Annotated in this window: 11 protein-coding genes; 7 read left to right on the top strand and 4 right to left on the bottom strand. The window is 48.5% G+C overall.

Annotated elements, in window-relative coordinates; translation table 11 throughout:
- The first annotated feature begins 79 nt into the window (after positions 1-79).
- Both dgt and degP read left to right on the top strand, forming a co-directional pair.
- Positions 80-1,567 carry a dGTPase gene (gene dgt / locus HA49_RS10165; RefSeq protein WP_038022970.1) on the top strand — a complete coding sequence of 496 codons (1,488 nt, stop codon included), beginning with the start codon at positions 80-82 and terminating at the stop codon, positions 1,565-1,567.
- Positions 1,568-1,698: 131 nt separating this feature from the next.
- The gene (gene degP / locus HA49_RS10160) at positions 1,699-3,129 is read left to right on the top strand and encodes a serine endoprotease DegP (protein WP_038022967.1); all 1,431 of its coding nucleotides are present in this window, start codon (positions 1,699-1,701) and stop codon (positions 3,127-3,129) included.
- An 82-nt stretch (positions 3,130-3,211) separates the two neighbouring features.
- Here degP and HA49_RS10155 read toward each other — a convergent pair whose 3' ends face one another.
- The 4 genes from HA49_RS10155 to map form a co-directional block, all read right to left on the bottom strand.
- Entirely contained in the window at positions 3,212-3,595 is a 384-nt protein-coding gene (locus HA49_RS10155; protein WP_038022966.1) for a DUF3461 family protein, read from the bottom strand.
- A 203-nt stretch (positions 3,596-3,798) separates the two neighbouring features.
- Positions 3,799-4,623, bottom strand: a complete 825-nt coding sequence (dapD, locus tag HA49_RS10150) for a 2,3,4,5-tetrahydropyridine-2,6-dicarboxylate N-succinyltransferase (protein ID WP_038022964.1) — start codon at positions 4,621-4,623, stop codon at positions 3,799-3,801.
- Positions 4,624-4,731: 108 nt separating this feature from the next.
- Complete coding sequence (gene glnD / locus HA49_RS10145; protein WP_038022961.1) at positions 4,732-7,386, bottom strand: bifunctional uridylyltransferase/uridylyl-removing protein GlnD; 2,655 nt, start codon at positions 7,384-7,386, stop codon at positions 4,732-4,734.
- A gap of 61 nt (positions 7,387-7,447) precedes the next feature.
- Entirely contained in the window at positions 7,448-8,242 is a 795-nt protein-coding gene (gene map, locus HA49_RS10140) for a type I methionyl aminopeptidase (protein ID WP_038022959.1), read from the bottom strand.
- A 396-nt stretch (positions 8,243-8,638) separates the two neighbouring features.
- On the opposite strand from map, the gene rpsB reads away from it, so the two are divergent.
- From rpsB to ispC, 5 genes are all read left to right on the top strand, one after another.
- Positions 8,639-9,364 carry a 30S ribosomal protein S2 gene (gene rpsB, locus HA49_RS10135; protein WP_038023420.1) on the top strand — a complete coding sequence of 242 codons (726 nt, stop codon included), beginning with the start codon at positions 8,639-8,641 and terminating at the stop codon, positions 9,362-9,364.
- 194 nt (positions 9,365-9,558) lie between these two features.
- Positions 9,559-10,410, top strand: coding sequence for a translation elongation factor Ts (gene tsf / locus HA49_RS10130; RefSeq protein WP_038022958.1), 852 nt, complete (start codon positions 9,559-9,561; stop codon positions 10,408-10,410).
- A 164-nt stretch (positions 10,411-10,574) separates the two neighbouring features.
- Complete coding sequence (pyrH, locus tag HA49_RS10125; protein ID WP_038022955.1) at positions 10,575-11,300, top strand: UMP kinase; 726 nt, start codon at positions 10,575-10,577, stop codon at positions 11,298-11,300.
- Positions 11,301-11,449: 149 nt separating this feature from the next.
- Positions 11,450-12,007 carry a ribosome recycling factor gene (frr, locus tag HA49_RS10120; RefSeq protein WP_046791789.1) on the top strand — a complete coding sequence of 186 codons (558 nt, stop codon included), beginning with the start codon at positions 11,450-11,452 and terminating at the stop codon, positions 12,005-12,007.
- Between the two features lie 132 nt (positions 12,008-12,139).
- The gene (ispC, locus tag HA49_RS10115; protein ID WP_038022952.1) at positions 12,140-13,333 is read left to right on the top strand and encodes a 1-deoxy-D-xylulose-5-phosphate reductoisomerase; all 1,194 of its coding nucleotides are present in this window, start codon (positions 12,140-12,142) and stop codon (positions 13,331-13,333) included.
- The last annotated feature ends 60 nt before the right edge of the window (positions 13,334-13,393 follow it).

Raw genomic sequence — 13,393 nt, 5'->3', positions numbered from 1 at the left:
TTGTAGAATTAATCCTCAGGCATGGCATAGTCTACCATGAGAGGGCAGGTATTTATTATTGAATCGTAGCGGAGCTGAAATGGAGATTAACTTTAAGCGCAGAATCAGTGTCAGCCGTCCTTACCCGTCAGGCAAGCCGCCTCAGGGTGAAGAGCAGATCACCCGCTATTTCGAAAGTGACCGCGGCAGAATTATCCACTCTGCGGCCATTCGCCGTCTTCAGCAAAAGACTCAGGTGTTCCCGCTGGAACGAAATGCCGCGGTACGTTCGCGTCTGACTCATTCTATGGAAGTACAACAAACGGGACGCTATATCACCAGGGAAATACTGCAACGCCTTAAAAAGCAGCCTGGTGGCTTACAAGCCTTCGGACTGGAGGAGTTTGAACGTGGCTTTGAGAGCCTGGTCGAAATGTCTTGCCTGCTGCATGATGTTGGTAATCCTCCATTTGGTCATTTTGGTGAAGCCGCCATTAATGACTGGTTCCGAGAGCATCTGCCGGAAATTCTGCCACTTACTCCGCCTGGTGTGTCAGAGGTTTCCGATAATCTTATTGAATTACAAGATATTATATGTCAGGACCTGTCACATTTTGAGGGTAATGCACAGGCTATCCGGCTGGTACATACAATTTTGCAACTGAATCTGAGCTACTCTCAGGTAGCGTGTATCCTTAAATACACGGCTCCGGCCTGGTGGCGAGGAGCAAAACCACAGGATTTTTCGGTACTGATGAAAAAGCCCGGTTTCTATTTATCAGAAGAGAATTATGTCGCTGATTTACGAGCCGCCACCGGAATGCAGGAATTTCATCGGTTTCCTCTGACTTATATCATGGAAGCTGCCGATGATATTTCTTATTGTATCGCCGATTTAGATGATGCTGTCGAGAAAGCGATTTTTGATGTCGATAAACTGTATCACTATTTATGCGATGCCTGGGGTGATATGCAGCCCAATGATATTTTCCAGCGCACTGTCACTGATGCCTGGCAGGAAGCCAGCTCAGGAAAACGTCGCAGCCAGAGTGACCAGTTCTTTATGTCGCTACGGGTGAATGTCCAGCGGGCTCTGGTGTCGTTTGCCGCCCGTCGTTTCCTGGATAATTTGCCGGCAATTTTTCGTGGCGATTTCAACCACGCGTTGCTGGAAGATGGTGGAGACGAGGAACGATTACTGGCTGTTTTTAAACAGGTTGCCCGAAAACATGTCTTTAACCACACGGAGGTGGAACAACTGGAACTGCAGGGATACCGGGTTATTCGGGGGCTGTTAGATGCTTATAAATCCATGATGTTACTGAGTGCTGACGATTTTACCCGTCTAATGGAAACCGACGAATTAGCCGGACATCCAATCGAAACCCGCCTGTTTCACCGGTTATCTGATAAACATCGTAAAGCTTACCAGAATCATGTCAGGCAGTTGAATCCTGCCAGCGATGCGGAGTGGCCGCTTCGCGAACGCTACTACCGGTTGCGACTGGTGCAGGATTATATCAGCGGGATGACAGATTTATATGCATGGGATGAATATCGCCGTCTGATGGCGGTTGATTTTGTCTGACTTTTGTAAAGTACGGGAATAATTTTTTACTTTTAACAAAAGCTTTGATGTGAACTAACGGGTAAATAATAACTCTCATCAATTGACCACAGCAATGGGTCCAAATAGCAAATACTACAGAGAGCCAGAAAATGAAAAAAACCACTTTAGCATTAAGTGCACTCGCATTAAGCCTGGGAATGGCATTTGCGCCTTTGACTGCTTCTGCGGCGGAAACTGCATCTTCATCAAGTCAGCAATTACCGAGTCTGGCTCCTATGTTGCAAAAAGTCATGCCTTCAGTTGTCAGTATCAGTGTTGAAGGAACAGCACCGGTGAAAGCAGCTCAGGGTGGCCAGCAATTCCAGCAGTTCTTTGGTGATATGTCACCTTTCTGTCAGGACGGCTCGCCGTTCCAGTCATCCCCTATTTGCCAGGCTCCGGGCGGTGGTAATGGCGGAGTTCCTCAGCAGGAAAAATTTCGTGCTTTAGGTTCAGGAGTCGTGATTAATGCCGAAAAAGGCTATGTGGTGACTAACAACCATGTGGTCGAAAATGCTTCAACCATCCAGGTACAGCTCAGTGACGGTCGTCGTTTTGATGCGAAAGTCATTGGTAAAGATCCTCAGTCGGATATCGCTTTGATTCAGTTAAAAGATGCAAAAAATCTGACCGCGATTAAGATGGCTGACTCTGATAATTTGCAGGTTGGTGATTACACTGTGGCCATTGGTAACCCGTACGGATTAGGCGAAACGGTGACCTCGGGAATTGTTTCAGCCCTGGGACGCAGCGGACTGAACGTTGAAAACTATGAAAACTTCATTCAGACGGACGCGGCGATTAACCGTGGTAACTCAGGTGGGGCGCTGGTTAACCTGAATGGTGAACTGATTGGGATCAATACCGCGATTCTGGCACCGGACGGTGGCAATATTGGTATCGGATTTGCCATTCCAAGTAATATGGTGAAAAACCTGACTGCCCAGATGATTGAATACGGTCAGGTGAAACGTGGTGAACTGGGTATTATGGGAACGGAGCTTAACTCGGAGCTCGCTCAGGCCATGAAAGTGGATGCTCAGCGTGGTGCATTTGTCAGCCAGGTGTTACCAAACAGTTCAGCAGCAAAAGCCGGTATTAAAGCCGGCGATGTGATTGTTTCAATGAATAACAAACAGCTGAACAGCTTCGCTCAGTTGCGTGCTGATGTCGGGTCTCTGCCGGTGGGCACTAAACTTGAGCTGGGCTTACTGCGTGATGGTAAACCACTCACGGTAAATGTAGAGCTGCAACAGAGTACTCAGACAAAAGTACAGTCGGCAACTATTTATACCGGAATTGAGGGGGCGGAACTCAGTAACTTTGATGCCGATGGTCAGAAAGGGGTGAAAGTTAACAGCGTTAAACCGGGTAGCCGCGCAGCAGCCATTGGCCTGAAAAAAGATGACGTTATCCTGGGAGTTAACCAGCAGGCAGTCACTAACCTTGGGGAGTTGCGTAAAGTTCTGGACAGCAAACCTTCAGTACTGGCATTGAACATCAAACGTGGTAACAGTAATCTGTATCTGCTGGCTGAATAATCTCAGACACCAGCCGTAAAAAAAGCCGGTCAGTACTGACCGGCTTTTTCATTGTTGTAACGGGCCGCATAGTGCCAGAAGATCATCGGGTAAGCTTTTCAAGATCAGCTTCAATTTCAGAGATCTTATTCGATACCACCAGCTCCAGATGGCGAAGATCATCAAGGATCTTAATTTTCAGATCGACTTCAGCTTGTTCCTGCTGGCAAAGCTGATCCAGTTCATCTATCACATAACGAAGATTTGGGCTGATTTCCTGAACTTCTTTAAAGCCTTGTCCGGTTTGATCAGACACGACAGTCTTACGCTGGCGTGGATATTTAAACTTCACGCTTTTAGCAAAAAACTCGCCTTTATCCTTACGGAAATAAATTTTCAGAATATCGTTATTGGCTTCCTGGCGCAGGCTGTAACGGTCAACTTCTTCAGGATGGGTTATACCTAAGCTTTTTAAGTTATCGTACATGGAAAGTTACCTTTTCAGAGAACAACATTCAGAATGAATCGTGATGGCAGTCCAGGGACAGCACTCACGGAGCGTAAAGTCATTACACCAGGTTGCAGGCTTGAAGGACTGGTAAAGAAACCTTACTGCCTGCGGTCAGGATTTCGTGCCCGCAGGCAGTAGCCTCAGAGATGCCTCCAGCTTATAGCAGAAGGCACACTGAATTAATCGATAGAACGCAGCAGTTCGTTGATTCCAACTTTACCACGGGTTTTAGCGTCCACTTTTTTCACGATCACTGCACAGTACAGGCTGTAACTGCCATCTTTGGACGGCAGGTTGCCGGAAACTACCACGGAGCCGGCAGGCACTCGACCGTAGTGGACTTCACCGGTTTCTCTGTCATAAATTTTGGTGCTCTGGCCAATGTATACACCCATTGAAATGACAGAACCTTCTTCAACAATGACGCCTTCAACGATTTCTGAACGGGCACCAATAAAGCAGTTATCTTCAATAATGGTGGGGTTTGCCTGTAACGGCTCAAGTACACCACCGATACCTACACCCCCGGACAGGTGGACGTTTTTACCAATCTGTGCACATGAACCAACGGTAGCCCAGGTATCTACCATAGTACCTTCATCCACATAAGCACCGATATTGACATATGAAGGCATCAGAACGGTGTTGCGGGCAATAAATGCACCCTGACGAACGGCAGCGGGTGGTACCACGCGGAAACCTTCTTTTTTGAAGCGGGCTTCGTCGTAACCGGCAAATTTCATCGGTACTTTATCGTAGAAACGAGTTTCTGAACCTTCCATTACCTGGTTGTCATGGATGCGGAAGGATAACAATACAGCTTTTTTTAGCCATTGATGAGTGACCCATTCACCGTCAATCTTTTCCGCAACACGCACCTCACCGCTATCAATTAATTGTACCACCTGAGTAATGGCATCGCGGGTTTGTGCATCTACATTGTCCGGGGTGATATCGGCACGGCGTTCGAATGCGGCTTCAATAATTGTTTGTAACTCTTGCATTGTCTGTTTCCTGCATCAATGGTTTGGTAAAAAATCTGACAGCCAGGGAGTTGAATCCCCCTAAAGTAAAAATGTATTCCGGAGCGAATGTCGCTGGTCAGAGGGTAATTATCCTTTATCGTTTGGATTCAGTGCCTCTGTCAACCGTTGTCGTAAACTATCACGCATTTTATCGTCTAATGCTCGTCTTTCACTGTCTGCCAGAATGAATAAGTCTTCTACGCGCTCGCCGATGGTACTGATCCTGGCACCATGCAATGAAATTCCTGCTTCAGCAAACACCGCACCTACCTGGGCTAACAACCCCGGGTTATCCAGTGCCACTAATTCCAGATATGTCCGGTGATTAGTATGAGCGGGCAGATAACGAATTTCGGTATCCACATTAAAATGACGCAGACGAGCTGACAAACGGCGCGGTCTTGGCGGAACCCATTCCGGCTGGGATAACGCCTGGGTCAGCCCGTGAATAATCGCTTCATGACGGTCAGCCGCCAGTGGCCTGCCGTCGGGTTCCAGTACAATAAAGGTATCCATCGCCATACCGTCACGATTGGTAAAAATCTGTGCGTCGTGGACACTCAGATTGCGACGGTCCAGTTCTCCGGCAACTGTCGCGAATAAGTAAGGACGGTCCGGACTCCAGATGAAAATCTCTGTTCCTCCCCGTGAAGCCTGTGGACTTATCAGTACCAGTGGTTTCGAAAGCGGATGCGTCAGCAGATTACGGGCATGCCAGGCCAGCTGACTGGCACTGTGGCGCAGAAAGTAATCCGCTCTGCAACGATTCCAGATTTTGTGCAACCGGGTTTCATCGATATTATCCATCCGCAGTAACGCGAGGGCCTGCAGTCGGTTGTGGCGAACCCGCTCACGAAGGTCAGGGTTGCTGTCCATACCACGTCGCAGCTGTTTTTCGGTGGCAAAATAGAGCTCACGTAACAAACTCTGTTTCCAGCTGTTCCATAAGCTTTCATTAGTGGCGCAGATATCTGCCACGGTTAAACAGATCAGCAGGCGCAACTGCTTCTCGTTTCGCATCACTTCAGCAAATTGCTGGATAACGCTCTGGTCCTGAATATCCCGGCGTTGAGCCGTCACCGACATCAGCAAATGGTGTCTCACCAGCCAGGCTATTAGCTGGGCATCACGGGAGGGAAGGGAATGCAACCGGGCAAATTCCATAACATCTTCAGCCCCCAGAGTGGAGTGGTCACCCCCACGCCCTTTTGCGATATCGTGGAACAGGGCTGCAATCAACAGAATTTCCGGGTGGATCAGTCGTTGCCAGATTTCGACACATAACGGATGCTTTTCCCGTGATTTCTCGTGACCAAAGCTTTCCAGCTTCTGTAATACCCGAATAGTATGTTCGTCGACAGTGTAGGCGTGAAACAGATCGAACTGCATTTGCCCGACAATTTTGTTCCATTGAGGCAGGTAAGCAGGCAAAACGCTGTGATGATGCATTGGCACCAAAGCCCGGCTAACCGCGCCCGGATGGCGCAAAATATCCATAAATAGTCTCCGGGCCTCGGGGATTTCACATAGCGGATAGTCCAGGGTTCTTAGGGCATAGCGCAGTTGTCGTAGTGTTGACGAATAAATACCGGTAATGTTCTTGTTCCGCACAATCACATTGAACATACGGATAATGGATTCCGGCTGACGGATAAACAGCATGTTATCCCGCAGGTCAATCAGCGATCCACGCAACTGAAATTCTTCATCCAGAGGCTGTGGCTTATCCGTGGCCGGTAATGCCAGTATGGCTTCATCAAATAACTGCAGCAGCATTTCGTTCAGTTCTCTGATGTCCCGGGTAACGCGATAAAAATCTTTCATCATCCGTTCGACTGGTTCATTGCCTTCACCCTGATAATCCAGGCGTTGTGCTACTGCCAGTTGTCTGTCGAATGATAACCGGTTGTCGTATCGGGTCAGGGTCAGGTGCAGAGCAAAGCGAATTCGCCACAGGAAGTCCTGGCACTGATTCAGTTCGTCCCGTTCGTCCCGGGTCAGGAAACCAAAATCAACCATTTCATCCAGTGAGGTGGCACCAAAATGACGGCGGGCGACCCACAGCAGCATGTGAATGTCCCGCAATCCCCCCGGACTACTCTTAATATCTGGCTCCAGGTTATAACTGGTTCCGTGGTATCGATGATGGCGTTCTTTCTGTTCCTCGATTTTTGCGGCATAAAATTCAGAAGAGGGCCAGAAGCCTTCACTGAAAATATTTTTTTGCAATTCCAGAAACAGCGAAACGTCACCGGTAAGCATCCGTGATTCGATAAGATTTGTGGCAACGGTGAGGTCTGATAGCCCTTCCAGCAGGCACTCTTCTAAGGTCCGGACACTGTGACCTACCTCCAGCTTGAGGTCCCAAAGCAGAGTCAGCAATTCGCTGGCCCTGTGGGCACTCTGCTCATCCAGCCGTTGACGGCTGAGAATCAATACATCGATATCAGAAAGCGGGTGCAGTTCTTTTCGGCCGTATCCCCCAACAGCGACCAGAGCGAGCTCTTTAATTCCATCGAATTTGAAAAAGCGCCAGAGCCGGCATAGCAGATGGTCAATAAACTGGGTTCTGGCATCGATAAGCAGATGAACGGACTGACCTGCATCGAAAGCGTCTCCCAGCCGGGTTTGAAAATCATCCAGCAGAGATCTCAGCATTTCGCGGTTCAGGGTTTCGTCGGGCCAGTGAAGCGGAGCGTTAATGCTTTTTTTATCAATTGTTTCCGGCAGGCGGCTACTCATCGTCGCTACTCATTGGATAAAAAAACCGGCAAAAGCCGGCTTCAGGAATTATTTGTCAGATTTAACCTTCGTTAACCAGAATGGCCGGAAGTGTTTCTTCCTTACGCAGGGTTAAAATCTCACAGCCATTGTCTGTCACCACAATAGTATGTTCGTATTGTGCCGACAAGCTTCGATCTTTGGTTTTCACTGTCCAGCCGTCTTTCATACTGCGAATCCGGTAATCTCCTGCGTTGACCATCGGCTCAATGGTAAATGTCATGCCCGGTTGCAGTACCACGCCTCCATCATCTGCATCGTAATGCAGAACCTGAGGCTCTTCATGGAATCCCCGGCCGATACCATGCCCGCAGTACTCACGGACGACAGAAAAGTCCTGAGCTTCGACAAATTTTTGAATCTCACGGCCCAGCGTCCGTAAACGGATACCCGGTTTCACCATTTTCAGCGCGAGATAGAGACTTTCCTGTGTCACGCGACACAGACGTTCTCCCAGAATGGTAGGCGTGCCGGCGATAAACATTTTTGAGGTATCACCATGGAAGCCATCTTTAATTACGGTAACATCAATGTTCACAATATCGCCATCTTTGAGCAGGCGATCGTCGCTGGGGATGCCATGGCATACCACTTCGTTGATCGAAATACAGACTGATTTCGGGTAACCATGATAGCCGAGGCAGGCTGAAACCGCATGCTGATGTTGAGTGATGTAGTTATCACAGATACGGTCCAGTTCGCCGGTAGAGATACCAGGTTTCACATGTTCTGCAATCATTTCCAGCACTTCAGCCGCCAGGCGGCCGGCAACACGCATTTTTTCGATATCTTCGGGAGTCTTTATTGAAATAGCCATGAAATCAGTCCGGGTGCGACCAGCCAGAGGCTGGCAAAAATAAAATAATGATACCGGATATGTTAACAGCCAGCTAAACGGCTGCCAATGTTAATCAGTCCATCAGGTGTGAACAGAGACGCAGGAATTTTAACCTCCACCGGGCAACAAATATTGCCGTGAGTGGGGGATTTGTGGTATAAAACGCGCCGACGAATCTGTGGGTCAGCTTTCGCTGTTCCGGGTTCGTTTAATTCTCGTTATGTGAAAAGGCAGGGCGTTCCTTTGTTTTATACGACAGGAAATGCAGACTGACCAATACACACATGTATCGACACATACTCCGGGGTGCCTTCACAGGTCGGTGGTATGGGATACATGGAGGCTCAACCCCAACATATATTTTTAGAGGTAATCATGGCTACTGTTTCCATGCGCGATATGCTTAAGGCCGGTGTTCACTTTGGTCACCAGACCCGTTACTGGAACCCGAAAATGAAACCTTTCATCTTCGGTGCTCGTAACAAAGTTCACATCATTAACCTTGAGCAGACTGTACCAATGTTCAACGATGCATTGGCTGAGCTGAGCAAAATTTCTTCCCGTAAAGGTAAAATTCTGTTTGTTGGTACTAAGCGTGCAGCAAGCGAAGCGGTTAAAGAAGCTGCTCTGAGCTGCGATCAGTACTTCGTTAATCACCGTTGGTTAGGTGGGATGCTGACTAACTGGAAAACCGTTCGTCAGTCAATCAAGCGTCTGAAAGATCTGGAAGCACAGTCTCAGGACGGTACTTTCGAAAAACTGACCAAGAAAGAAGCTCTGATGCGTGGTCGTGAACTGGCTAAGCTGGAAAACAGCCTTGGCGGTATCAAAGACATGGGCGGTCTGCCGGATGCCCTGTTCGTAATCGATGCTGATCACGAACACATCGCTATCAAAGAAGCAAATAACCTGGGTATCCCGGTATTTGCGATTGTTGATACTAACTCTGATCCGGATGGCGTCGATTACGTTATCCCTGGTAACGACGATGCGATCCGTGCTGTCACTCTGTATCTGACTGCTGTGGCAACTACCGTTCGTGAAGGTCGTTCTCAGGACCTGGCTGAACAGGCTGAAGAAGCATCTTTAGAAAACGTCTAATAAGGTTTGCTCTGTAAAGAGCCCTTAACGTCAGATGTTATCTGCAAGGGGCCGAAACCGGCCCCTTTCATTATTTAAAATTCGTTTAGCGTGAATACGTTCCGCTGGGCGAAGTAAATCTCCTGCGAAATGATGCTGTTTGTTGTTATCTCCGGGTAAAGCAAACAGACCACAGTTAACCGAGGACATTAAGAATGGCTGACATTACCGCTGCTCTGGTAAAAGAACTGCGCGAGCGCACTGGCGCTGGCATGATGGAATGTAAAAAAGCGCTGGTTGAAGCTAACGGCGATATCGAACTGGCTATCGACAACATGCGTAAGTCTGGCCAGGCAAAAGCTGCGAAGAAATCAGGTCGCGTTGCTGCTGAAGGTGTGATCCTGACTAACGTTGAAGGTAACACTGGTGTAATTATCGAACTGAACTGCGAAACTGACTTCGTTGCTAAAGATGCAGGCTTCCTGGCATTTGGTAAAGAAGTTCTGGCCGCGGCAGTGGCTGAGAAAATCACTGATATTGAAGCTCTGAAAGCTAAATTTGAAGAACAGCGTACTGCGCTGGTCTCTAAAATTGGTGAAAACATCAATATCCGTCGTGTTGCTCAGCTGGAAGGCGACGTGGTAGGTTCTTACCTGCACGGTGCACGTATCGGTGTTCTGGTGGCTGCAACAGGTGCTGACGAAGAGCTGGTTAAACACGTTGCAATGCACATTGCAGCCAGCAAACCTGAATACGTTAAACCAGATGACGTTCCCGCAGATGTGGTTGCCCGTGAGCACCAGATCCAGCTGGATATTGCTATGCAGTCTGGTAAGCCACGTGAAATCGCAGAAAAAATGGTTTCAGGCCGTATGAACAAATTTACCGGTGAAGTTTCTCTGACCGGTCAGCCGTTCGTAATGGATCCTTCTAAAACTGTTGGTCAGTTGCTGAAAGAGAAAGGTGCTGACGTAGTTAACTTTATCCGCTTCGAAGTGGGTGAAGGTATCGAGAAAGTTGAGTCTGATTTTGCTGCTGAAGTTGCAGCAATGTCCAAACAGTCTTAATGCTCTGAAAGAACCGCCAGAAGGGCGGTTCTTTTTTGTCTGTTGATAGTGAGTTCACAGACAACTTCCGTTTCATCCCGTGAGTCTTTTGAGAAAAAGTCAGGCTGGATGAAAGAACAGATTTACCTCTTCTTTATTCACTCATGTTCCAGGAATTAATGATCATGGCGACCAACGCAAAACCGGTATATCAACGTATCCTTCTTAAACTGAGCGGCGAAGCCCTGCAGGGTGCTGAAGGTTTCGGTATTGATGCCAGCATCCTTGACCGTATGGCTCAGGAAATTAAAGAGCTGGTTGAATTGGGCATCCAGGTTGGGGTCGTGATTGGCGGCGGTAACCTGTTCCGCGGCGCCGGTCTTGCTAAAGCCGGAATGAACCGTGTGGTCGGTGACCATATGGGAATGCTGGCCACCGTAATGAATGGTCTGGCAATGCGTGATGCACTACATCGCGCTTATGTTAATGCCCGTCTGATGTCCGCAATTCCTTTGAACGGTGTGTGTGATAACTACAGCTGGGCAGAAGCGATTAGCCAGCTGAGAAATAACCGGGTGGTTATTTTTGCTGCCGGAACCGGTAACCCGTTTTTTACTACGGATTCAGCGGCCTGTCTGCGTGGTATCGAAATTGAAGCCGATGTCGTTTTAAAAGCGACCAAGGTTGATGGCGTTTATTCTGCCGACCCAATGACGACGCCGGATGCTGAATTGTATGAAAAATTGAGCTATCAGGATGTGCTGGAACGCGAACTGAAGGTCATGGACCTGGCTGCCTTTACTCTGGCCCGCGATCATAACCTACCAATTCGGGTGTTCAATATGAATAAACCAGGGGCATTGCGTCGGGTTGTGATGGGTGAAAAAGAAGGTACCCTGATCGCGCAGTAATCCTGTCAGCATAAATTAAAATAAGGTATATTCTGAACAACACTGGTTATCAGTCATTGGTGCTGTTCAGATTCACTGATGATGACGGACCCCATTTTGCCTGTCGCTCAGGCAAAAACATCAGACCAAACGAATCCAAGGGTTTTAATGTGATTAACGATATTAAAAAAGATGCTGAAGTACGCATGGAAAAATGCGTAGAAGCGTTTAAAAATACGATTTCTAAAGTGCGCACCGGGCGTGCATCTCCTTCTCTGCTGGATGGCATTGTAGTTGAGTATTATGGTGCCCCAACGCCCCTGCGTCAGCTGGCTAGCGTGACTGTAGAAGACTCCCGCACACTGAAGATCAATGTGTTTGATCGTTCATTAAGCCCTGCCATTGAGAAAGCAATTATGGCTTCTGATCTCGGCCTGAATCCAAGTTCAGCCGGATCTGACATCCGTGTTCCACTGCCAGCGCTGACCGAAGAGCGTCGTAAAGATTTGATCAAAGTAGTGCGTGGTGAAGCAGAGCAGGGGCGTGTTTCCGTACGAAACGTGCGTCGCGACAGTAACGATAAAATCAAAGCCCTGCTGAAAGATAAAGAAATCAGCGAAGATGATGAACGTCGTGCTCAGGATGAAATCCAGAAAATGACCGATGTCAGCATCAAAAAAGTGGATGCTGCTCTGGCAGAAAAAGAAGCGGAGTTAATGGAGTTTTAATCTCGCTTTGCCAGACTGACTAACGCCGCGAAAGAAAGCCATAGTGATGTCTTTCTACGCGGCGTTTTACATTGTTGGCTACCCCGACAGCGTGTCTGGTTGTTTACTCTTTGATTATAAATGGAAATATTCATGAAACATTTGACTCTGCTGGGTTCCACCGGGTCTATAGGGACCAGTACTTTGTCGGTTGTACGGGAAAACCCTGACAAATACCAGGTGACAGCACTGGTGGCGGGTAAAAATGCCGGGCTTATGGCAGAACAGTGCAGCGAATTCCTGCCGCGTTATGCTGCAATGGCAGATGAGCTGGCGGCTAAGGAATTGCGTGAACGACTGAAAGCATTGAAGATTGATACTGAAGTGCTCTCCGGCGTTCAGGCGATCAGTGAATTAGCGGCCTTACCTGAAGTTTCCCTCGTCATGGCGGCGATTGTCGGGGCATCGGGTTTACTGCCAACACTGGCAGCCATACGCGCGGGCAAACGGGTTCTGCTGGCTAATAAAGAGTCACTCGTCACCTGCGGGCGGCTGTTTATGGATGCCGTCCGTCAGTCGGGAGCCTGCCTGATGCCGGTCGACAGCGAACATAATGCTATTTTTCAGAGTTTGCCTGCGGATATACAGCAACAGTTGGGGTATGCTCAGCTACGTGATAGTGGTGTTGATTCCGTTATTCTGACAGGGTCCGGAGGACCTTTCCGGGAAATCCCGCTGGATGAATTACCCCGGATGACACCGGAACAGGCTTGTGCCCATCCGAACTGGACGATGGGTAAAAAGATTTCAGTAGATTCCGCCACTATGATGAATAAAGGTCTTGAATACATAGAAGCTCGCTGGCTGTTTAATGCTGCTGATGCGCAAATGGAAGTGGTGATTCATCCCCAGTCGGTAATTCACTCCATGGTCCGCTATTGTGACGGTAGTGTCATTGCTCAGTTAGGTTCACCTGATATGCGCACTCCGATTGCTCATTCAATGGCATGGCCGGACAGGATTCAGGCGGGCGTTAAGCCACTGGATTTCACTCGTCTGAGCGGATTAACCTTTACGGCGCCTGACTATCATCGTTACCCTTGTCTGAAGCTGGCAATTGATGCCTGTGCTTCAGGACAGGCCGCGACAACGGTGCTGAATGCGGCGAATGAAGTGGTAGTCGAAGCATTTCTCAACCAGCAAATTCGTTTCACTGACATTGCAGCTGTCAATCAACAGATACTGGATACCGCAGTATTAGAGGAACCTGAGACCGTGGAAGCGGTGATGGAGATTGACAGGCAGACGCGGATTCGAACAAAGAACTGGCTAGCGAAGCTGTCATAACAGCTTTGTGTCGCCGCCATTTGTTCGATTCGGGCGAAAATGGTATAGTCCCAGGCTCAT

It is taken from the genome of Tatumella morbirosei, assembly GCF_000757425.2.
GTDB classification, from domain to species: Bacteria; Pseudomonadota; Gammaproteobacteria; order Enterobacterales; family Enterobacteriaceae; genus Tatumella; species Tatumella morbirosei.
Note: the sequence above shows the minus strand (reverse complement) of the source record. Positions and strands in the feature narration are given on the sequence as shown.

Coding starts and splice junctions, on each gene's coding strand:
- glnD (WP_038022961.1), bottom strand. CDS start 7,386: ATGAGTAGCCGCCTGCCGGAAACAATTGATAAAAAAAGCATTAACGCT.
- rpsB (WP_038023420.1), top strand. CDS start 8,639: ATGGCTACTGTTTCCATGCGCGATATGCTTAAGGCCGGTGTTCACTTT.
- degP (WP_038022967.1), top strand. CDS start 1,699: ATGAAAAAAACCACTTTAGCATTAAGTGCACTCGCATTAAGCCTGGGA.
- HA49_RS10155 (WP_038022966.1), bottom strand. CDS start 3,595: ATGTACGATAACTTAAAAAGCTTAGGTATAACCCATCCTGAAGAAGTT.
- tsf (WP_038022958.1), top strand. CDS start 9,559: ATGGCTGACATTACCGCTGCTCTGGTAAAAGAACTGCGCGAGCGCACT.
- ispC (WP_038022952.1), top strand. CDS start 12,140: ATGAAACATTTGACTCTGCTGGGTTCCACCGGGTCTATAGGGACCAGT.
- map (WP_038022959.1), bottom strand. CDS start 8,242: ATGGCTATTTCAATAAAGACTCCCGAAGATATCGAAAAAATGCGTGTT.
- pyrH (WP_038022955.1), top strand. CDS start 10,575: ATGGCGACCAACGCAAAACCGGTATATCAACGTATCCTTCTTAAACTG.
- dapD (WP_038022964.1), bottom strand. CDS start 4,623: ATGCAAGAGTTACAAACAATTATTGAAGCCGCATTCGAACGCCGTGCC.
- dgt (WP_038022970.1), top strand. CDS start 80: ATGGAGATTAACTTTAAGCGCAGAATCAGTGTCAGCCGTCCTTACCCG.